Genomic DNA, 19,498 nt, shown 5'->3' on the forward strand with positions numbered 1-19,498 from the left:
TATTAAAAACATGAACAATAGCGTCATAATCACAACGCGACGTTCGAGTGGCGTAACGATTGAATTAGATTCTTCATCTGGTTTTGTTGACATAATTATCTCTCAATTAACCTGCGAGCGTACCCGACACTTTTAATGGCAGACGATAGTGATGTGCCATACATAAGAAGTTATCGACATTTGCTGAACCTCTGTTCCAGTCGTACTCCATGTTGAGTAATTTGTATTTTCCTGTACCAAAAAGGTGATAGGGGAGTAATTCCACGCCCTGAAAATTCTTTTTTCCTTGTGTGAGTGCAGAAATGAGCGCCAGTAATTTATCAGCCTGATCCGGTGCATCGTTAAAATGCGGGATCACGGGGATACGGATAATAATCTGTTGCCCTCCCTGTAATAGCCGTGCAAGATTCCGCAGAATCGTTTTATTACTGACACCAGTAAAACGGGTATGCAGCGCATCTTCCGCGCTCTTTAAATCGTACAGAATCAGATTGCAGCCCGCCGTTGCCTGATGAATAGCGTGCCAGGAAGCGTAGCCAGCGGTTTCAATGGCGGTGTGAATATCCTCCGCTCTGAGCTGTTCAATTAAAACGCGAGCAAATTCAGGCTGCATTGCCACCTCGCCGCCACTGAGCGTCACACCGCCTCCGGACTGGCGAAACCAGATTTCATCAGCCATGACCCTTTCAAATGCGTTTTGTGCGCTAACATGTTCTCCGACAATATTGAGCGCGGAGGCAGGACAACGCGCTTCACATAATTGACAGCCAACGCATTTGCGGTCACGTTCAAGAACATGCACATCGTGATTCATGCTGTGGAGCCCCGTCGGGCACAGGTCGGCGCAGTTGCCACAATGCAGACAGCGGTCGGCATGGAAAAAAACATCCCGTTCGGCAGTTTGTCCTTCCGGATTTGCGCACCAGGCACAGCGCATCTGGCAGCCTTTAAAAAAGATAATGCTGCGGATACCCGGCCCGTCATGTAACGAAAATCGCTGAATGTTTGAGATCCAGCCATATGCCTGTTCAGAAGTGCCGCTGCGTCGTTCTGCTGATGATCTCATCCTGCACCTCTATACTTAATTCAACGAAAAAGGCGCTGTAGCCCGCCACCCGGATCATCAGGTTGCGATAGTCGGCGGGATGTTGCTGTGCCTTTTTCAATGTTTCGTCGTCCACGTAGCTGAACTGGAGCTGAGCATTTCCCAGAATGCTCGCCGTACGCAGCAGGTGGATCAGGCTGTTCTGACCCTCAGGTGTTTCAAGCATGCCGAACATGAGCTTGATGTTATGCACCATGCCAATATCCATCTCTTCGACGTTGATCCGACTAACAGAGTTGATTATTGCAGTAGGTCCGAGGTAATCCGTTTGCTGAGCCGGGCTGATGCCATCAGCCAGCGGCTTACCCGCCAGTCGGCCAGAGGGCAGCGCACCGGTGATAAGCCCAAACGGGGTGTTGTTTGAAATAGAGAGTGTGCCGAACGCAAACGGCGCATACAGCATCCGGTACTGGCGGTGCTCCTGCTCAAGAAAACGCACCAGCTCGCGGGCGATATCATCCACCTCACGAATATCATTGCCATATTTCGGTGCTCGCTGGCAGGCAGTAAGTATTTCCCGATAGCCGACAAAATTATGTTCGAGAGCCTCCACGAGCTGCCGCAGCGTGAAGCGAGCGGTGTCGAAAACCAGCGTCCTGATGGCCATCAGCGAATTTACACAATCAGCAAGCCCGGTCCAGATGAGACCTGGCCCCGCGTTGAGGCGCGCGCCTCCCTGCGTGACATCTTTAGCTGTGGCAATACATCCCTCAATCAGGCATGACATCAGGGGTTTTCGGGCATGTTCCGCATGTAGCTTTTGTACGATCAGCGTCGTCTCTGCGGCTTTTCTGACGATAGCAGAGAGCTGAGTCCGAATCGCGGATTCAACGTCTTCATAGCAACTGAACTGAGATACATCGCCAGTGGCGGGGCCGCACTGCTTGCCATTTTGGGTTCGACCATTATGCAAAGCCAGCTCGATAGCCGCAGTAAAGGTGGTATAGCCTACCGACGTCCACTGGTACATTTTCCCTGATTTTTGGGGCTCGACGCAGCCCATCAGACAGTAGTCCCGGGCATCTTCATAGCTAAACCCTTTATGAAGCATCATCCGGATATGCGCATCGTCGAAATGACAGGCTGGAAAACCCATGCCACTGCGTACCACGTCGACGACTTTGCGCATAAACGGCTGGGGGGACTGATTATGTATACGTACTGCTAAACCCGGCTGGTAGATTTTTAAACGGGCTGAACAATCCATTATCATCAGCGTCAGCGGGTTGGTTGCATCGCCACCTTCACGTTTCTGGCCGCCCACCACGAGGTTGATAAACGGCTGGTAGCCAGCAAAATACATGGCTGTAGATTCGCTACAAATCCACAGGGTTTCGGCCATTTTTATGAGCCAGCAGCAGAGGAGTTCCTCAGCCTGTTGAAGATTGAGCGTGCCGTCGTGCAGATCGCGTTCCAGCAGTGGCCAAAGATATTGGTCGACGCGGCCGAGTGATATGCCGGTCTGATTTTCTTCCAGCATAAAGAGAGAATGCACGAACCATATCGCCTGCAACGCATCATGGAAATGCTGTGGTGGCTGTTCAGGCACCCGGCTGCATATCCCGGACAGTTGCAGCAGCTCATCGCGACGCAGCGGATCGCCTTCTTTTTCCGCAAGCGCATTCAGATAGTGAGCATAACGTCGGGCATAAGTCTCCACCCCGTCACAGGTATGCAGCATGGCGGTATAAAAATTGAAGGCATCACAGCCCTCGGGGGTAGCAGGATCAAGCGCGAGCAGCATTGCTGCCGCTTCTTCACGGATCCCCTTTATTCCTTTAGTCAGTAAAATATTGTCATAACCCGGACAGGAATCGCCGCCACCGTTTTGTGTTTTGATCGTGACATCGCAGATGCCATCATCATGACACCACTGCCATAGCCCGTGAGTCTTTAACTGCGTTTGCGCCATTTCATCGAGGGAACGGCCCTGCCAGTATGGGAATACTTCTTCGCGAAGCAGACGCTTTGTTTTCTCATCAATCTGATAAGGATCCTGCGCTCGCGTGGGAAGGGTTTCCAGCTCTTCGGCCAGCCAGCGCCAACTGATTTCAGGCGAAACTTCTCCCCCGCGTGCGCCGCCAGCCGGATGGCTGACGATCAGTTCATTTTGTGCCACATGCAGAGGCGCAGTCTCACAGGCACGCCGAAAGGCCAGGGCCCTGAGCAGACTGTTGTTCATTCCCGGATTGTCTTTATAGACCTGGGTTACGCTCATGGCCCGATGTGCCGAGACGAAAGGTTTTGCCTGAAGATAGGCTTCACGAAGCTGCACCACGCGCAAGGAAAGTATCTCTGTTGTCATGCCGTTTCTCCTGTTAAAAGGCGATGATCGCCAGCCCGGTCACGATGCAGCCAATCCCGATCTTTTCCAGAATGCTGCTTTTTAATCGATAAAATAAGCTGCTCATCACGGTAATCAGTACAATCCCCAGCCCCGCCCAGATGGAGTAAGCAATGACTGGCAAAATATATCCCATAAGCATTGATAAAGAATAAAAAGAAATAACGTAGCAAATCAGGCAATGAATTGTTAATGGAATATTTTTAAAATGTCTGGTCTCAGGGAGTAATAGCGTGCCAGTGACTTCCATGGTGACAGAAATAATCAGCCAACAAAGGCAGTTCAGTATGATATACATGTTTTATTACGGTGTTATTTGTATTGCTTGATCGCCAGGTTGAGTGTGATTGTTCCAGCGATAACCATCCCCAAACCCAGCCATGCCCTCTGCGATACAATATAGTCAAAAAAGCGGGATTGTATAACGGTAATGCTGAATAAGCCGACCGCTGACCAGATAGCATAGGCCACGCCGAGATGAATTCGGCGTAATGCAATCGATAAAAAATAATAACTTATGCCATAGCTTATTATCGCTGACAGTCCCACAACGGGGCGCTGAAAACTGTTTGATAGCGATAACAAGGTTGTGGCGATAACTTCAATGGATACTGCAACCATGAGTGCAGCAAAGCTTTTCGTTAACGTCATTAATAAATCTCACAATATTTAATAAAATATAAAGCGTGTTTATTAGTATAATAATGCAGAGTCGTAACCCGACTGAACAATTCCGCTCACGTTTACGCAACACATCCTTGTGCTTACAGAATAAAGACTCCTTCAATCATCAGGCACGCTTTGCCCGAAAGTTCGATACGTCCGTTATCTTTAACAAAGCAAATCAGTTCGCCTTTACGGCTCCCGCCCTGTTGCGCGTGTAATCTCTTTTTCGACAGTTTTTCACTCCAAAGCGGTGCCAGAAAGGTATGAGCCGAACCTGTCACCGGATCTTCATTTACCCCCACCTGCGGGCCGAACCAGCGGGAGCGAAAATCAAAAGTGCTTGAGGACGCAGTCACCACCACGCCGCGTGTGTTAAACCTTGCCAGCGCGTTGAAATCAGGCTTCAGGGCATCCAGCTTGTCTTCATCATCGATGACGACAATAAGGTCGGACGCCTGCCAGACTTCTACGTCGTTTTCCTCCAGACCCAGGGCCTTAAGCAATCCTTCCGGCGCGGCAATTCGGGATGGGAGCACCTGGGGGAAATCGAGCGTATATTGCTCACCATGCGAGGTCACGGTCAGTTCGCCGCTGCGGGTGAAAAAATGCACGCATTCGCAGGCGTCGTCACGGCTTAAGAGAACGCTCGCGGCAGCAAGCGTCGCATGGCCGCAGAGATCCACTTCCACTGCAGGGGTGAACCAGCGAAGCGCGAAGCCGCCATCCTGTTGAACCACAAATGCGGTCTCGGAAAGGTTGTTTTCCGTCGCGATACGCTGGAGTACTTTTTGTTCCGGCCAGGCGTCCAGCAGGCAGACGGCGGCGGGATTACCCGTAAAAGGACCGTCAGAAAAGGCGTCAACCTGGTAAAACGGAATGCGCCGGGAACTGTTATTTTTCACCCATCACCTCAAGATCGTTATACACCGTATAGCGGGTTACGCCCAGGGCCTGCGCCGCGTGCTGGACGCCGCCCCGCATTTTGAAAATGCCTTTAGCGTGCATTTCAGCGACTATTTTAAGCCGCTGCGCTTTCTGTACCTTTTTGCCCGGAACCGAATGTTTATCGATGATTTCCTGGATTGACTGCTCAATGATGCCGCCCAGGTTCATATCCTGCGGGTCTGAATCGGCAAGCGGGCTGCCTGTTATTGCGTCGAGGCACTTGCGCATTTGCTCATAAGGAAAGGTATCGATATTGATGCAAAAAGCCATCAACGGTACCCCTTCCTCGCTGTAGTAAATTGTCGAGGCGCTGTTCAGGATCCGTCCGGACGCCGTAGTGGTTTTATAATTTTTAACCGTAACCGGGGTGCTGTCCTTATTGTTTTTAAGCAGCAGAGCGAATCCTTTGTCTTTTTCAGGACCAGATAAAAGATTGTCGCCCGCTTTTCTGCCGCTGACGTGCCCGTTAATGATTTTTACCACGGACTGCTCTGGCGTGGTGAGGTTATGCAGGACTATCTCCTGGTTCGCTGACAACGTACCTGCGAGTGCTTCCATTGCCGCTTCCAGCGGCCCGGAAATCAGTTCAATCTGTTTGGCGTAATCTGATTTCATCGTTTTTCCTTTATGTTCGGCATGGACAAAGGTCCTGTATAAAACCTCGCTTACATTCTTTAGCTGGCCTTTTCTGCCCTGGCGAGAGTCCTGGTAGCGTTAAAGTATATTGATAATGTTTAATTATCAACAAAAAGTTGATAAAAGGGGCGGGGGCGCGTAGATTTTATGTCATGCAATGTGATTAAAAATAACGTAACAGTATAATATTTAAGGAATAAAATGAAATTTTTGACTGTGATTGTGGCTATAACACTCCTGACGGCATGCCAGCTGGTACGCCCTTTTGGCGATGCTACCACCTATAAACCATTTACCGTTTCAGCGCATCCCGGACTGGAGGGACGGTATCACTGTATGCGAAGCACGCTTGACGCTGAAGGCTACGAAGTGGAATACATCTCCCCGGAACGCGATACGCCTAACTTTTTTGATATCTCCAGAGAGCACAGGCTGATTGCCCAGGTCGATATGTATCATACCACCGGGGCAAACTTTCTGGATATTACGCTTATCTCCGGTTCGAAACAGGCCAATGAAGATCTTGCCCGTGTCATAGCCCATTGTGTCAGCAGATGATCAACCAGAACGAAAAACATGCGAGGCGCAGGACAGGGACGCCTTGATCCTGCTTGCAATCATACCCCCTAATTTCAACAAAAAGTTGATTATCTAGCTTTACGTTGATAGTGTAGTTCTACTGGCTGTCGTCAAGGGGGTTATATGAACGTTGATCGTAAAAAAAACACTGAATGGGGCAAGTGGACGGAGCGAGGCCTGGTCTTCACCGTCATTATGTTTTGCATCATTAACTATGCTTATCAACTCTTCCGCATATTTTCTGCTTGAAGCCGTCTGTTTTCGTTGTGAAAGCTACGAAAAATACAAAGCCCTTACCCTGACAAAAATTTATTAAAGATCCTGAGTGCTGAGGCTCATTTGCGTTTCTGGCATAAAACTCTAAAAAGAATAAATTTTTAGACAAAAAAACTCACAAACTGAATGGTTATTACAATTCAACATTATCATTTATAAACTGTGGAATTATAGATGGGAGTGGTTTTTTAATTTGCATTGGTGGTCGTAAATAGTCTTTTTAACTACTTTTTTGCATTTTGTGTGGTTAAAGAGGTTGGCTTTTTCACTGATTGACACATTTATCGTTACTAAACACAATATAACCTCACATTGCCAATGGTATTAATCCTGAAGTCATTATCAGGGAGGTGTAGGTATAGAAAAGAATAAGGAACTTGTCGCCTGTCAGGCTGCGTATAGCGGGTATATTGTGGAATTTAATAATGGGTCCCGTCTCTGGATAAATCGGGAAACATTGCTGGTCGGATGGTTCGACAATCCGCAGGTGCCTCAAAAGGGAAGGATGCGCTTTCAGAAGACAAAGATGAATCTCTTTGCTTATCTTCTTGAACATGCTGTTCGAAAAGAGGTCAGCCGTGATGAATTATTACATCAGGTATGGGAAAAATATGGCCTTAAGTCATCCAGCAGACAACTTTGGCATGCAATTGGCCAGCTTAAACTGAGTCTGTTTACGCTAGGTATTCCTTACGAATTTATTCAGTCGAATAAAGGTAAGACCTATTCACTGGAAAAAGTAAAGGTTTTCTTTATTACGCAATCCGATATTAATGATGATGCATATTAATAATTTTTAAGATGTTAACTCTTTTAGATGAGATATATACATATGTCTGAATATATTAAAGTATTTCTGGCGTTATGCTCTTTTGTTTTCACTGGTACGCTCGCCCATGCGGCCAGTTCAGGTACGATCACCTTTACCGGTTCGGTGAACAGTGAAACCTGTGCGGCGGTGGTAAATAACGGTAATGCAGATGCGACAGTAACATTGCCCGCCGTACCAACATCAGCATTAAGTGCGGCAGGAGCGACAGCGGGGGCAACCACATTTACGATTAATTTAACGGGCTGTGATGCAGCAAATACCAAAACCCGCGCATACTTTGAAGCAGGGGGACAGGTTAACAGTACCGGACGTTTAAATAACTCGAATACTGCCGGGGCGACAAACGTTGAGCTGGAGCTCCTTGATGTGGATGACAACAGCTCCGTTATTGTTGCCGGTGATTATGCTTCACAGTCTACCTCCGGAACTACAGTGGATGCCTCGTCCGGTACTGGTACGCTGAATTATGCCGTCCGTTATTATGCTACCGGTGCGGCGACATCCGGTGCAGTAGCCAGCTCAGTGACGTACAGTATTATTTATCTCTAATCTTTTTGCTCGATACGGATATAACAATAATTAAACAGGGAGAGTGTTCTTCTTGAGGTCTGTCGTCGGCCTGAGGAATCAGGCCGTTTTTTTCCAAAATGGAGCAGTATGAAATTTAAAATTTTCTGTACGTTTATATCACTCTGTTTTTTTAGCCATCTCACTGTGGCCGCTGTCTCGCTTTCCGGAACGCGAGTAATTTATCCGCAGGGTAAAAAAGAGATTTCGCTGGAGATTAAAAATCACGGTCCCCAACCGGTATTGACTCAAAACTGGATTGATGACGGAAATATTCATGCGTCACCCGATATACTGAATATACCTTTTGTCATTACGCCACCCATTGCCAGAATTAATCCTGAACAGGGGCAAACGTTGCGCATTTCTGTTCTGGAGAACATGCTGCCGCGGGATAAGGAATCTGTTTTTTGGGTAAACGTGCTGGAAATTCCTGCCGTCAATAAAACGGCGGAAAATAAACTTCAGATGGCTTTCCGTACGCGCATTAAATTATTTTATCGGCCGGAAGGACTCGCAGGGCAACCGGAGTCAGCAGCGCAGCAACTCACCTGGAGACGAATATCCTCCACACAGCTTGAAGCGGTAAATAATACCCCATGGAACGTATCCCTTGCCGGGGTAGTTTCCGGCCGCTGGAAGGCTATGGGGGATTTAGTGCCCGCTTACGGTAAAAAAAATTTCACGGTTAAACGCGGATCTTCTCTGTCATCTAATGGCGACATAACCTGGACGTACATCAACGATTATGGAGCTGAACGTTCCGCAAGAGGTCGCTTGAATAATTAATTCACAGGACTGGAATGCTATGAAAAAGGGATTATCGGTATGGCCTGCGCTTTCAACCGTGGCTTATGGGGTTTTCTCTGCACTGTTTTACGCTTTCGGAGTTCATGCTGATGATGACATACAGTTTGACAGTAATTTTTTGCGCATCTCCCATCCTGAAAACGTTGATCTCTCGGCTTATATGAATAATGCGATGCCTGCCGGCAGATACCGGGCCGATATCTATCTGAACGATAAGCTTGTCATGATCGATGATATTCGCATCAGCGGAAAAGATGCCCGCTCTCAGCGCATTTTGCTATCGCAGGCGACCGTCACAGGATTGCAGTTAAAAAAAAGCAGGCTGTGCGCCAGTAATGCCGGGCAGTGGTGCGATCTCCAGGCCGTCCTGCCAGAAAGCCAGCTGAAATTTAACGGAGGCAGACAGCGCCTTGATGTCAGTATCCCCCAGGCCATGTTGCAGCATGTCGCACGCGGCAGCGTGAGCCCGGTGCTCTGGGATGCTGGGATCCCCGCGCTGCTGCTGGGGTATAACGTGAATGGCTATCGCAGCGAAAATAGCAGTGGGGAATATAACAACCTCTACGCGGCGCTGAACGGCGGGCTGAATATCGGTGCCTGGTATTTTCGGCATAACGGGACGTTAAGCTGGCAGCAGCAGAATGGTACGCAGCAGAAAAAATATACGGTGCTTAACAGCTACGTCCAGCATCCGCTGGCGAGGATTGAAGGGAACCTGATTCTGGGTGAATCAAACACCTCCGGACAGTTATTTGACTCCGTGTCATTTACCGGCGCATCGGTAGCCAGTGATGACCGGATGCTGCCCGCTTCGCGTCGGGGCTATGCGCCGGAGATCCGCGGGGTCGCGCAAACCAGCGCGAAAGTGACGATCCGTCAGAACGGAAAAGTCATTTATGAAACAACAGTATCGCCCGGGGCATTTGTTATCAACGATCTCTATCCGAGCGGGTATGGCGGCGATCTGAACGTTACGGTGCTGGAGGCTGACGGATCGCAGCATTTTTTTGACGTCCCCTATGCATCGGTTGCACAGCTGCTCCGCCCGGGAGCAAGCCGTTACAGCGCGACGGCGGGCAGGCTGAGGGGAGACTATCTCAGCGAGCGCCCGGCATTTAGTGAAGTGACGTATCAGCGGGGGCTGACAAATAGCGTCACCGGTTCTGGGGGCATTCAAGCCACGTCATTTTATCAGGCTATGCAGGCAGGCCTTGCTGTGGGAACACCTGTCGGAGCAGTGTCTCTCGATACCACATGGTCGCAAACCCGGCTAAGAGAAAAAACACTCCGGGGAGAAAGCATCAGGCTGAGCTACAGCAAATATATTCCCGCAAGCCGGACGCAGTTTTCACTGGCCACCTGGCGATACTCAACGGGGAATTATCTTTCTCTGATGGATGCCACCCTGCTACATCAGCAGCGGCCTGATGAGATAACAGACGGTCAAACCGGTAGAACCCGTAACCGGGTGACGCTGACCCTCAACCAGGGGCTGCCTGACAAGTGGGGACAGCTTTATGTGACGGGCATTCTTCAGGACTACTGGGGGCGGAAAGGCTATGACCAGCAGTATCAGGCGGGCTATACCCTGACAACGGGCAGGGTGAACTGGAGCCTGGGTGTCAACCGAAGCCGCTCGGCGGGGGGAGAATTTCAGAATATCTGGACGTTGAGTTTTAACATGCCTTTGGGTAGCGCCAGCACACCGCTGCTTACCGGGCAGGTGTCGCGAGACGGGCAAGGACATTTCAGCGAGCAGGTTGCGCTTTCCGGCAGCGCCGGCGAGCGACAGCAGTTCAGCTGGAATGCCGGGGCGTCGCATCAGTATCACTCAGGGGATTCCGGGCAAATAGGCGGGAGCTGGACCGGGCCAGTTTCTACCCTTACAGCAAACTATGCTCAGGGGAAAGCATGGAAGAGTGGCTCAGTGGGGGTGAGCGGTACGGCCGTCGCGCATTCCGGCGGGGTCACTTTCTCACCCTGGACAGGCAACACCTTTGCGCTGGTTGAGGCGAAGGGTGCGGAAGGTGCTGAAATTCCCGGCTATGCCGGAACGCGCGTGGATGGATTGGGCTATGCGTTGGTACCAAACCTGATGCCCTATCAGAAAAATGCCGTATCGATAGATACCACCTCGGTAGAGGATGATCTCGATCTCGACAGCACCAGCAAGCAAGTGATCCCATACGCTGGCGCCGTAGTGAAAGTGAAATATCGCGCCACTGAGGGCGTACCGGTACTGATAAAAGTACGCAGGAGTAACGGTGAGGGTGTGCCTTTTTCTGCTCGTGCGACAGATGCCAGCAATAATATCGTGGGGTATGTGGGGCAGGGGGGCCGCCTGTATGCCCGTCTGGCGCAGCAAAGTGGGATACTGGAGCTACGCTGGGCTGAAGGCGAAGGGTCACGCTGCAAAATGAAGTATTCACTTCCGTCCACATCGGGAAAAAAATTGCTCATCTTCGATTCAATTTGTAATTAATACGACGTAAAAACGTCAGGAAGCTAATGAAAGTTTTAGTCTGTGTATTTACTGATAATGAGTTTTTATTTTCAGCAATGGTGGAATTGCTCTCCTCCCATCCGCTTTTAGCGGAAAAATATGGACTACGCAAAATCCGTTCAGATGAAATTGTAGCGTGGATGCGTACGGCAGATAGCCAGAATATGATAATGGCCGGGCCTGACATGGAGCCTCTGGTCAGGGCTTTTTGCCTTGATAAACAGTTGGATTATTTTACGACCAGATTTAATGCCAGTGAAATACAGAGTTTTCTGGTTCAGGGTACAATTCGACATCATGAGAGAAGGACGAATCTTGTTCGGGCAAGGAAAACCATGAGGCTTTCGAAACAGGAGTTAAGGGTGATGTCATGGTTTATGCTCGGATTATCTCCTCATAGCATGTCAAGATATTATGGTTTATCGATTAAAACGATCAGTACCTATAAGAGGCGCCTGATGGATAAGCTTTGCATTAAATCCGATGCCGAGCTTTTTAAGGTGGGGGTCACCTATCAAACGTATCGCAATCATTTTAGTTAAATGAAGAGGGTAACGGCCTTGCGTAATAAGCGTAACGATGCAGGAGTAGTTAAATGGGCATTATTGTATAAAGGAAGTAGGTGGTGATATGTACAGGCTTATGTTAACTGTTTTGCTTTTGTATCCATTTTCAACCTTTGCCACATGTGTGTTGAATACGAGTAATACAAGCATGTTACAACAGTAACAAACAGTTCAAATACCCTTAATACATCAGATTATATCGGTTGGACAGGATATGCCCGTAGGTTCTGAAATATACAGGCAAACTTACCGCTCGGGACTAAGCCCCTACAAGGTAACCTGTGCAAGTACTAACGGTTATTTTAGAGTTAAACGACAGATTGATTATACCCCTCAACCAGTGTCAGGGTATTCTGGAAGGGTCTATACAACAGTATACGAAACGGGTATTCCTGGAGTGGGTATTAGTATATGGAATGGTTCAAAAGTCATATGGCCTTATGAAGAAATTATATGTCTCAGTGGTGATGATATAAATTGTACAGTAGATAATCCTTATAGTACTAACGCCTTTGATATAACACTTATAAAAACGGGCGATATCACCCCAGGACTCCTTGATGCTACGAATTTGCCAGCGGTTTCGATAAGTCTTGGGAAGCAAACAGAGAATTATGTAAAAATTGCAACTTACTCTTTTACTGGCAGCATTCAGATTAATACTTCAACCTGTACGACACCTGATTATACCGTCCCATTGGGGAACTGGTCGCAAACGAGGTTTAAGAGTAAAGGATCTAGCAGCCCGTGGGTGCCCGCCAGTATTGTTTTAACGAACTGTACCAGGGCAGTTGGAAATGCAACGAGTGGAAATGTCTGGTCGGAAAACGCTTCAGGCATAACCACAGGAGCCTTGACGCCTAACCCCTGGACTGTTTCTTTTACTTCCGTCAGCGGCGTTATTGATGCTGATAACGGCATCATCGCTACGGACACGTCAGCAACAGATGCTGCACAAGGGGTAGGGATACAGCTCAGCCAGGGTCTACCTGACAGCGCAGGAACTAACCTTATAAAAATCAGTGATAGTGCAATAACCGGAACGTTACCTACAACGGGAGAAACGTCATATGTCATTCCATTATCGGCGCGTATTATTCAGACCGAAGATTCTGTTGTGGCAGGTAACATAACGGGAAAGGTGGTTTACACTTTAAATTATCTGTAGTGTTCTGATATTTCCTGCCCTTTAGCCCCCTCATTTGCGATGTGGGCTGTCGCGGATGGGGGGCATTCCAGCGTTTTAAACACAACCGTACTACTGAACGCGTTTGTAGCGATCTCCGTTGTACATAAGATGATCGTCAAAAATGATGAAGTTATCCCCATTATTCGCCCACAGGAAGTTTTCCTTATCCAGCATGGCATTGATTTTTTTCGTGTTGTAATGGACGCCCGTTTCTTTATCCCATATGAGATCGGTTATTTTTACCGCATAGAAATGACGTTGCCCTGATTTCATGTCTGCTATAGAAATTTTAGCCGGGATCTTTGAATTTGTTTCCTCAATCCAATTTCCAACAAAAGCCTTTCCATTTTCCGGTTTACAGCCCGTCCGTGAAGTGATGAATAGTAACGCAATAGCATATGATGCCAGACGCATTGTCGATGCCTCTTAATCTATTTTAATAATGAAATGTTTCTGCTGACGTATTTTAGAGGAGGTGAACAGGGAGGGCAATTTGTGATCTGATGGCTTTGTTTCTTTTTTATAACGAGCATTTTCAGATAAAAATAGCCATTTTGTTATTATTGTTACTATTCCATGCTGGTATATGTGGTTTGAAGAGAGAGATGCAAGGAGAGGACGGGGATTATTCTGTCGGTAATGACTGAGTTTTTTTGACTAAATATCATCGAATGACAGAGCGGTATTCTGCCGGGGCAGTAAAGGCCTCCGATTATAGAGGCTCTTGGAATCTCATTCTCAGCGTTTACATGCGTTTCTCCGTTTCTTACCGTAAGGGCAGGTTTTGAAAATACAGCGGACGGAGGATGTACAAAATGAATTTTCAGGTTCTTTATCGCCAGGGCAGCTGGACATGTTGTGCATGACTCGCCAGAGCGTCGGGCTATACTTGTCAATTTGTATTATATTAATCTTCCGTAATTTTTCTGATATAACAATTCCGTTTTTGTTAACCTTAATGTTATCACCGGGTTTGATAAGATATTCTCCATTATACCAGAGCAGGTATTTATGGTTATATTGCGTAATTATCTTGGTGAAAAACGTTCCAGTAATAGGGCTGACAATAGTGCCTAATGAAATCCATAATTTTGTTGTTTCCACTCATCTACCTTTTTTTACAAAGAATATACTCCCTTAAAACAGTCTATCGTTCTCTGTGATAAGTACATAATAGATATTGCCTATATATAGAATAAGCACGGGTAAGCATCTAAAAGATGTTATGTCAAATACTTACACAATGCTTTACTTTAAAATGGTTAATAATACTAATATTTACGATTGAGACAGGTCGGAAGTAAATTTTACATTCTGCGCAAAAAAAATCACCCTTAGTTTTAAGTTAAGTAAGTATTGTCTGGTTCCTCCCTTTTTATTTAATGCTCTTCCCACAGGGATAATACCTCCTCAACGTTTCTTACCCCATCACGGAAATAATTGATGTGGTGTTTTTCGATAAAAAAGATTTCAAGTGAGAGAGCTAAAACGAGAAATACAATAAAAAATATGAAAAGGTTTTTGATCATGGCTTACGTCTAATTGCTTCATGTAAAAAAATAAATATATTCAATAGGTTATTTTTGTTAAAAGTAAGTTAATAACCAGCGCGCTGATAAGGATGAGTCCCATACCTGTCTATCGCCTAAATAAATAATATCAACATTTTGTTGTAAATTAAACTAATGGTGTGGTTGTTGTGATCCAGCGCACCTTCTTGTGACGCGACGTGTCTGGCAGCTGTTTGCTCTGGAAAGGGCTTTTGAGTGGAAAAACAAGAACGAGAAGCGCCAGGCGGTATGCCTGGCATGAGACAACGTGCGCGGCTCAAATATTTTTTTTGCGGGGTTATACCATTTTAAAGACGGAGAATTTTTTCGTGACGGGCAACATTCGTTCGGTATCCCCGTAAAGCGCAATGGCTATAAACTCCAGAGACTCCAGAGAGGTTTCTTTCGTCGCCTGAATCTGGGCTTCAGACGACGCGCCAAGCATCGTCGTGCTGAAGTAGTTAAACGTTATGTCCGCGCCCTGACATTTTAGCAGCGCTGTTTTGAGCTGATTGCTGTTTTTTGCCTGAAGGATGACAACCGGATAATGGCTAAGATAGGCCTGTAAACCGCTTTCTTCATTCGAATAGTCATGAAAGAGCGCGTCATCCGCTTTACGCATGATCCCAGCTGCGAGGTGGGCGGTGGCATTCAAAAGTAAAGCCGGCTCCATCATACGGTTAACAACGATATAGAGTTTTTTTTGATTGTCTTCAAACATCGCGATCCCTCAATGGCAACTTACTCACCCCGCATAGCCTGCTAGCGAGATTCTCGTTTATACCGGACATGGTCAATAATGGACATGACGAAAACTATGCTGGCGGCGGGAAGCAGCCAGGCCAGCCCCTGATTATGCAGCGGCATGCTGGCGGTGAGCGAGGCCAGCCACCGTGGACCGCCTGAAGAGTTGAGCGCCTCTGCCAGACCGAACAGGAAGGTAACGAACGCGGCGGGGATAATGACCAGGGTCGTGGAATGGAATTTTTCACGAAAGAAAAATGTCAGGATGAGCACCACGAATACCGGGTAAATTGCCGTCAGGACCGGCACTGACAGATTAATCAGTTGGGTAAGCCCAATGTTGGAGATCAGCATTGAGACGATGGCAAAAAACCAGATGCAGGTGCGATAGCTGAAGCGGGTGTGATCGCTAAACCAGGAGCCGCAGGCCGATGTCAGACCGATCGCGGTGACCAGGCAGGCAAGGGTCATCAGCACGCCCAGAAAAATATCTCCGGCAGCCCCGTAGCTAAAATGCACATAGGCGCTGAGGACCTGTGCTCCGTTCGTTGCGCCCTCAATCAGCCCGCTGCTGCTTAGCCCCAGACGGAACAAGCCTGCATAAACGACGACCAGCCCCACACCCGCAATCAGACCGGAGTATAGCGCGTAGCGGGTGATAAGACGTGGGGAGGTCACGCCCCTGGACTGAATTGCCCTGACAATCACCAGCCCAAAGACCAGAGCCGCCAGCGTATCCATCGTCAGATAACCGTTAGTGATCCCCTGAGAAAAGGGGGAGGTTGCGTACAGTCCCTGGGGTGGCATTGGCGCTCCTGCCGGGATGAGCACGGCCGTGACCGTCAGGACCAGCAGGGCAATGATTTTCAAGGGTGATAAAAATTTCCCTACGGTATCGAGAAGACGTCCGGGATAGAGGGACACCAGAATCACCAGGCTAAAAAAGATTAAGCTCCACAGGGGCAACCCGCTTTTATTCACATGATAATGCTGCAATGCCAGTTCGTAAGAGACGGTGGCGGTACGTGGAATAGCAAAGATCGGACCGATACAAAGATAACAGGCAAGAGTCAATGCCATACCGCAGATGCGCCCGGTGGGACGGGTGATGGCCGACAGCGAACCGCCCGCTTTCGCCATGGCAATGGCGGTAATCACCGGCAATCCGACGCCCGTCAACAGAAAACCCATTGCCGCAAACCAGACGGATGTGCCTGCCTGTAGCCCGATCAACGGCGGAAAGATGATATTACCCGCCCCGACAAACAGAGCAAAGTTGAGAAAGCCCAGAATAAAAATGTCTCTGACGCGAAAAGTAGTCATGTTGTTGTCTTCATCAGTTCTTTGCCGTAAAGCGCCAGGAACGAGAGTGCGGTTAAGTATAAAGCACATTCTGAAACAGTCCGGACCGGGGCGAACGTGAGGCTCAGTGGTGCTCTTGATGGTGATCCCCATGATGATTATGCCAGCCGTGGGCATGCGAAGGTTCATGGTGCCATGGGCGATGGTCCGGATGATGATGATCGGAAGAATGATGATCTCTAATGACGCATCCGCTGAGCATGAGGCTCAGGGCAATTAGGGCAACGTTAAGGGATAACTGTCTGTTCAGCATACTGCTGTCCTCTCGGTGAAGATTTACGATCGGGAGGCAATGATATCCACTAAACAAAAAGTTGTATTTTCAACTTTTATTTGTTTTTGAAATTAACCGTAACAAAATGATTCAAAAAACGCATATTTGTATGAAAAAAAAGGGATTTCTCAAGAGAGGTCTGAGGGATTATGCTTGCACCTGTGCGTTTTCAGCGAAGCAGTAAATTCTTATGTAAATAAAGTTTTCATTGTAACTTATTGTATATTAGCATTTTTGTTGGGTGTGTTTTACTTGTTTGTATATCATTTCACCTTGTTTATCTTTATGTAAAAAGCGTAATGATAAGTAATTGATATTGTCACGTAGTGGAATAAAAAGGATAGTGCGCCCTCAGGAAAAACCACATAAGGAAAATGGTCAATGAAAACGTTAATCTCTCTTACTGCCCTCCTCGGACTAGCCTCTGCTTCTGCCTTTGCTGCCACTGCACCAGAGTGCGTAAAAGCTGACAATCAGCAGATTGAAGCGCTCTTCGATAAATGGAATGCATCGCTTCAGACAGGCGATGCCCATAAAGTGGCGGATAATTACCTGAGCGATGCGGTATTGCTGCCGACAATATCAAACCAGGTCAGGCTGACGGATAAGGAGCGTGTGGATTACTTCGAGGATTTTCTGAAGAAGAAGCCGTTCGGTAAAATTGACAGCCGCACCATTCGTCTCGGCTGTAATAAAGCCATTGATACCGGGACATACACTTTTACTTTCGCGGATAAAACATCCGTAACCGCACGCTATACCTTTACCTACGCATGGGACGGAAAAGCGTGGAAAATCTCATCGCACCACTCTTCTGCGATGCCAGAAGGGTAAACCCTGCACCCCTCTCCTGGTTGGGGAGAGGGGTAACGTCTTAACGGCGAACCGGCGCCCCATCCGCCACATAATACGCCGCCGTGCTCTTCGCCAGCGGCTCGCGCCCGCGAATGGCGTCGGCAATCTTCTCACCAATCATGATGGTGGTGGCGTTCAGGTTGCCAGTGATAATTTGCGGCATAATCGACGCATCTACCACGCGTAACCCTTCCAGCCCGTGAACGCGGCCTTCGCCATCGACCACCGCCATGTCGTCGTAGCCCATCTTGCAGGTGCCGCACGGATGGAAGGCGGTTTCGGCGTGGCTACGCACGAACTCGTCCAGCTGTTCGTCGGTCTGGCATTCGACGCCCGGGCTGATTTCGCGCCCACGGTATTTGTCCAGCGCGGGCTGGTGCATGATCTCACGGGTGATGCGGATCGCGTCGCGGAACTCCTGCCAGTCCTGCTCGTGGGACATATAGTTGAACAGGATCGCCGGATGCTGATGCGGGTCGCGGGACTTAATCCGTACGTGCCCGCGGCTCGGCGAGCGCATGGAGCCGACGTGGCACTGGAAACCGTGTTCTTTCACCGCGTTCGAGCCGTTGTAGTTAATCGCTACCGGCAGGAAGTGATACTGAATATTCGGCCACTCGAACTCCTCGCGGCTGCGGATAAACCCGCCCGCTTCGAAGTGGTTGCTCGCGCCCACGCCTGTGCCGCCAAACAGCCACTCCGCGCCAATCTTCGGCTGGTTCCACCACTGCAGGGCAGGGTAGAGGGAAACGGGCTCTTTGCATTCATACTGAAGGTACATCTCCAGGTGATCCTGCAAGTTTTCCCCCACGCCGGGTAAATCATGTACCAGCGGGATATCAAACTGCTTCAGCAGTTCAGCGTTGCCCACGCCGGAGCGCTGGAGGATCTGCGGAGACGCAATAGCGCCCGCGCACAACAGTACCTCTTTCTTCGCTGTCGCTTTTGACGGAATGGTGCTTTCGCCTTCCAGCCACTCGACGCCCACCGCGCGCTTGCCGTCAAAGATAATGTGATCGGTCATGGCGTGGGTGCGGATGGTCAGATTCGGGCGCGGTTTGGCCTGATCCAGATAGCCGCGCGCGGTGCTGGCGCGTCGGCCCTGCGGCGTGACCGTGCGATCCATCGGGCCAAAGCCTTCCTGCTGATAGCCGTTGAGATCGTCGGTGCGCGGGTAGCCCGCCTGCACGCCTGCCTCCACCATCGCTTCAAACAGCGGGTTCACGCCCGGCTTAGAGGTGGTGACGCTCACCGGACCGTCGCCGCCGTGGTAGTCGTTCGGCCCCACGTCGCGGGTCTCTGCCTTGCGGTAGTAGGGCAGGCAGTTGAGATAGCTCCAGTGCTCCAGACCCGGTTCTTTCGCCCAGTTGTCCAGATCCATTGCGTTGCCGCGCACGTAGCACATGCCGTTGATCAGCGACGAGCCGCCCAGCCCTTTTCCGCGTCCGCACTCCATGCGGCGGTTGTTCATGAAAGGCTCTGGCTCGGTTTCATACGCCCAGTTGTAGCGCTTGCCCTGCAACGGGAAGGCCAGCGCGGCAGGCATCTGGGTGCGGAAGTCAAAGCGGTAGTCCGGCCCGCCCGCCTCAAGCAGCAGGACGGTGGTGTTCGGATCTTCAGTCAGTCGTGTTGCCAGAACGTTGCCGGCAGAGCCGGCCCCGATAATGATGTAGTCAAATTGCAAATAAACCTCCC

At 49.0% G+C, this 19,498-nt stretch carries 19 protein-coding genes; 8 read left to right on the plus strand and 11 right to left on the minus strand.

Annotation, left to right across the window (positions count from 1 at the left end):
• Positions 1 to 106: 106 nt before the first annotated feature.
• The 6 genes from ACQG1K_RS05950 to ACQG1K_RS05975 form a co-directional block, all read right to left on the minus strand.
• On the minus strand, positions 107 to 1,066 hold the full coding sequence (locus ACQG1K_RS05950; protein WP_367075363.1) for a glycyl-radical enzyme activating protein: 960 nt from the start codon (positions 1,064 to 1,066) through the stop codon (positions 107 to 109).
• Positions 1,029 to 3,410, minus strand: a complete 2,382-nt coding sequence (cutC, locus tag ACQG1K_RS05955; protein ID WP_367075365.1) for a choline trimethylamine-lyase — start codon at positions 3,408 to 3,410, stop codon at positions 1,029 to 1,031. Before cutC ends, ACQG1K_RS05950 begins: the two co-directional genes overlap by 38 nt.
• Before the next feature lie 13 nt (positions 3,411 to 3,423).
• The gene (locus ACQG1K_RS05960) at positions 3,424 to 3,747 is read right to left on the minus strand and encodes a DMT family transporter (protein ID WP_045623300.1); all 324 of its coding nucleotides are present in this window, start codon (positions 3,745 to 3,747) and stop codon (positions 3,424 to 3,426) included.
• Positions 3,748 to 3,761: 14 nt separating this feature from the next.
• Positions 3,762 to 4,100 (minus strand): DMT family transporter, encoded by a 339-nt coding sequence (locus ACQG1K_RS05965; RefSeq protein WP_063201150.1) that lies wholly within the window; start codon positions 4,098 to 4,100, stop codon positions 3,762 to 3,764.
• 113 nt (positions 4,101 to 4,213) lie between these two features.
• Positions 4,214 to 5,017 carry a PhzF family phenazine biosynthesis protein gene (locus tag ACQG1K_RS05970; RefSeq protein WP_063201147.1) on the minus strand — a complete coding sequence of 268 codons (804 nt, stop codon included), beginning with the start codon at positions 5,015 to 5,017 and terminating at the stop codon, positions 4,214 to 4,216.
• A complete protein-coding gene (locus ACQG1K_RS05975; RefSeq protein WP_063201144.1) occupies positions 5,007 to 5,675 on the minus strand; it encodes a helix-turn-helix transcriptional regulator in 669 nt (222 codons plus the stop codon). Before ACQG1K_RS05975 ends, ACQG1K_RS05970 begins: the two co-directional genes overlap by 11 nt.
• Positions 5,676 to 5,897: 222 nt before the next feature.
• Here ACQG1K_RS05975 and ACQG1K_RS05980 point away from each other — a divergent pair, with 222 nt between their 5' ends.
• From ACQG1K_RS05980 to ACQG1K_RS06010, 7 genes are all read left to right on the plus strand, one after another.
• Positions 5,898 to 6,254, plus strand: coding sequence for a hypothetical protein (locus ACQG1K_RS05980; protein ID WP_063201141.1), 357 nt, complete (start codon positions 5,898 to 5,900; stop codon positions 6,252 to 6,254).
• Positions 6,255 to 6,963: 709 nt separating this feature from the next.
• Positions 6,964 to 7,341, plus strand: a complete 378-nt coding sequence (locus ACQG1K_RS05985) for a helix-turn-helix domain-containing protein (protein WP_058688354.1) — start codon at positions 6,964 to 6,966, stop codon at positions 7,339 to 7,341.
• 42 nt (positions 7,342 to 7,383) lie between these two features.
• On the plus strand, positions 7,384 to 7,932 hold the full coding sequence (locus tag ACQG1K_RS05990; protein ID WP_063201136.1) for a fimbrial protein: 549 nt from the start codon (positions 7,384 to 7,386) through the stop codon (positions 7,930 to 7,932).
• A 108-nt stretch (positions 7,933 to 8,040) separates the two neighbouring features.
• Positions 8,041 to 8,739 carry a fimbrial biogenesis chaperone gene (locus ACQG1K_RS05995; protein ID WP_063201133.1) on the plus strand — a complete coding sequence of 233 codons (699 nt, stop codon included), beginning with the start codon at positions 8,041 to 8,043 and terminating at the stop codon, positions 8,737 to 8,739.
• A gap of 19 nt (positions 8,740 to 8,758) precedes the next feature.
• A complete protein-coding gene (locus ACQG1K_RS06000; RefSeq protein WP_367075370.1) occupies positions 8,759 to 11,242 on the plus strand; it encodes a fimbria/pilus outer membrane usher protein in 2,484 nt (827 codons plus the stop codon).
• A gap of 26 nt (positions 11,243 to 11,268) precedes the next feature.
• Entirely contained in the window at positions 11,269 to 11,805 is a 537-nt protein-coding gene (locus ACQG1K_RS06005; protein ID WP_063201127.1) for a LuxR family transcriptional regulator, read from the plus strand.
• Between the two features lie 238 nt (positions 11,806 to 12,043).
• The gene (locus tag ACQG1K_RS06010; RefSeq protein ID WP_426720904.1) at positions 12,044 to 12,997 is read left to right on the plus strand and encodes a fimbrial protein; all 954 of its coding nucleotides are present in this window, start codon (positions 12,044 to 12,046) and stop codon (positions 12,995 to 12,997) included.
• 90 nt (positions 12,998 to 13,087) lie between these two features.
• Here the strand turns inward: ACQG1K_RS06010 and ACQG1K_RS06015 are convergent, their stop codons facing one another.
• The 4 genes from ACQG1K_RS06015 to brnQ form a co-directional block, all read right to left on the minus strand.
• Positions 13,088 to 13,432: a hypothetical protein gene (locus tag ACQG1K_RS06015; RefSeq protein ID WP_367075374.1), complete on the minus strand. Its 345-nt coding sequence runs from the start codon at positions 13,430 to 13,432 to the stop codon at positions 13,088 to 13,090.
• A 324-nt stretch (positions 13,433 to 13,756) separates the two neighbouring features.
• The gene (locus ACQG1K_RS06020; RefSeq protein ID WP_124304280.1) at positions 13,757 to 14,122 is read right to left on the minus strand and encodes a hypothetical protein; all 366 of its coding nucleotides are present in this window, start codon (positions 14,120 to 14,122) and stop codon (positions 13,757 to 13,759) included.
• Between the two features lie 744 nt (positions 14,123 to 14,866).
• Positions 14,867 to 15,289, minus strand: a complete 423-nt coding sequence (locus ACQG1K_RS06025; protein ID WP_063139120.1) for a DUF2000 domain-containing protein — start codon at positions 15,287 to 15,289, stop codon at positions 14,867 to 14,869.
• A gap of 41 nt (positions 15,290 to 15,330) precedes the next feature.
• A complete protein-coding gene (gene brnQ / locus ACQG1K_RS06030; RefSeq protein WP_063201115.1) occupies positions 15,331 to 16,635 on the minus strand; it encodes a branched-chain amino acid transport system II carrier protein in 1,305 nt (434 codons plus the stop codon).
• A 694-nt stretch (positions 16,636 to 17,329) separates the two neighbouring features.
• On the opposite strand from brnQ, the gene ACQG1K_RS06035 reads away from it, so the two are divergent.
• Positions 17,330 to 17,782 (plus strand): SgcJ/EcaC family oxidoreductase, encoded by a 453-nt coding sequence (locus ACQG1K_RS06035; protein ID WP_045623213.1) that lies wholly within the window; start codon positions 17,330 to 17,332, stop codon positions 17,780 to 17,782.
• 40 nt (positions 17,783 to 17,822) lie between these two features.
• On the opposite strand, the gene betA is transcribed toward ACQG1K_RS06035, so the two are convergent.
• Positions 17,823 to 19,487, minus strand: coding sequence for a choline dehydrogenase (gene betA, locus ACQG1K_RS06040; protein WP_426720902.1), 1,665 nt, complete (start codon positions 19,485 to 19,487; stop codon positions 17,823 to 17,825).
• Positions 19,488 to 19,498 lie beyond the last annotated feature (11 nt).

Source organism: Enterobacter cloacae complex sp. 402C9 (assembly GCF_050030745.1).
GTDB classification, from domain to species: domain Bacteria; phylum Pseudomonadota; class Gammaproteobacteria; order Enterobacterales; family Enterobacteriaceae; genus Enterobacter; species Enterobacter intestinihominis.

Coding starts and splice junctions, on each gene's coding strand:
- ACQG1K_RS05950 (WP_367075363.1), bottom strand. CDS start 1,066: ATGAGATCATCAGCAGAACGACGCAGCGGCACTTCTGAACAGGCATAT.
- cutC (WP_367075365.1), bottom strand. CDS start 3,410: ATGACAACAGAGATACTTTCCTTGCGCGTGGTGCAGCTTCGTGAAGCC.
- ACQG1K_RS05960 (WP_045623300.1), bottom strand. CDS start 3,747: ATGTATATCATACTGAACTGCCTTTGTTGGCTGATTATTTCTGTCACC.
- ACQG1K_RS05965 (WP_063201150.1), bottom strand. CDS start 4,100: ATGACGTTAACGAAAAGCTTTGCTGCACTCATGGTTGCAGTATCCATT.
- ACQG1K_RS05975 (WP_063201144.1), bottom strand. CDS start 5,675: ATGAAATCAGATTACGCCAAACAGATTGAACTGATTTCCGGGCCGCTG.
- ACQG1K_RS05980 (WP_063201141.1), top strand. CDS start 5,898: ATGAAATTTTTGACTGTGATTGTGGCTATAACACTCCTGACGGCATGC.
- ACQG1K_RS05990 (WP_063201136.1), top strand. CDS start 7,384: ATGTCTGAATATATTAAAGTATTTCTGGCGTTATGCTCTTTTGTTTTC.
- ACQG1K_RS05995 (WP_063201133.1), top strand. CDS start 8,041: ATGAAATTTAAAATTTTCTGTACGTTTATATCACTCTGTTTTTTTAGC.
- ACQG1K_RS06000 (WP_367075370.1), top strand. CDS start 8,759: ATGAAAAAGGGATTATCGGTATGGCCTGCGCTTTCAACCGTGGCTTAT.
- ACQG1K_RS06005 (WP_063201127.1), top strand. CDS start 11,269: ATGAAAGTTTTAGTCTGTGTATTTACTGATAATGAGTTTTTATTTTCA.
- ACQG1K_RS06010 (WP_426720904.1), top strand. CDS start 12,044: ATGCCCGTAGGTTCTGAAATATACAGGCAAACTTACCGCTCGGGACTA.
- ACQG1K_RS06015 (WP_367075374.1), bottom strand. CDS start 13,432: ATGCGTCTGGCATCATATGCTATTGCGTTACTATTCATCACTTCACGG.
- ACQG1K_RS06025 (WP_063139120.1), bottom strand. CDS start 15,289: ATGTTTGAAGACAATCAAAAAAAACTCTATATCGTTGTTAACCGTATG.
- brnQ (WP_063201115.1), bottom strand. CDS start 16,635: ATGACTACTTTTCGCGTCAGAGACATTTTTATTCTGGGCTTTCTCAAC.
- ACQG1K_RS06035 (WP_045623213.1), top strand. CDS start 17,330: ATGAAAACGTTAATCTCTCTTACTGCCCTCCTCGGACTAGCCTCTGCT.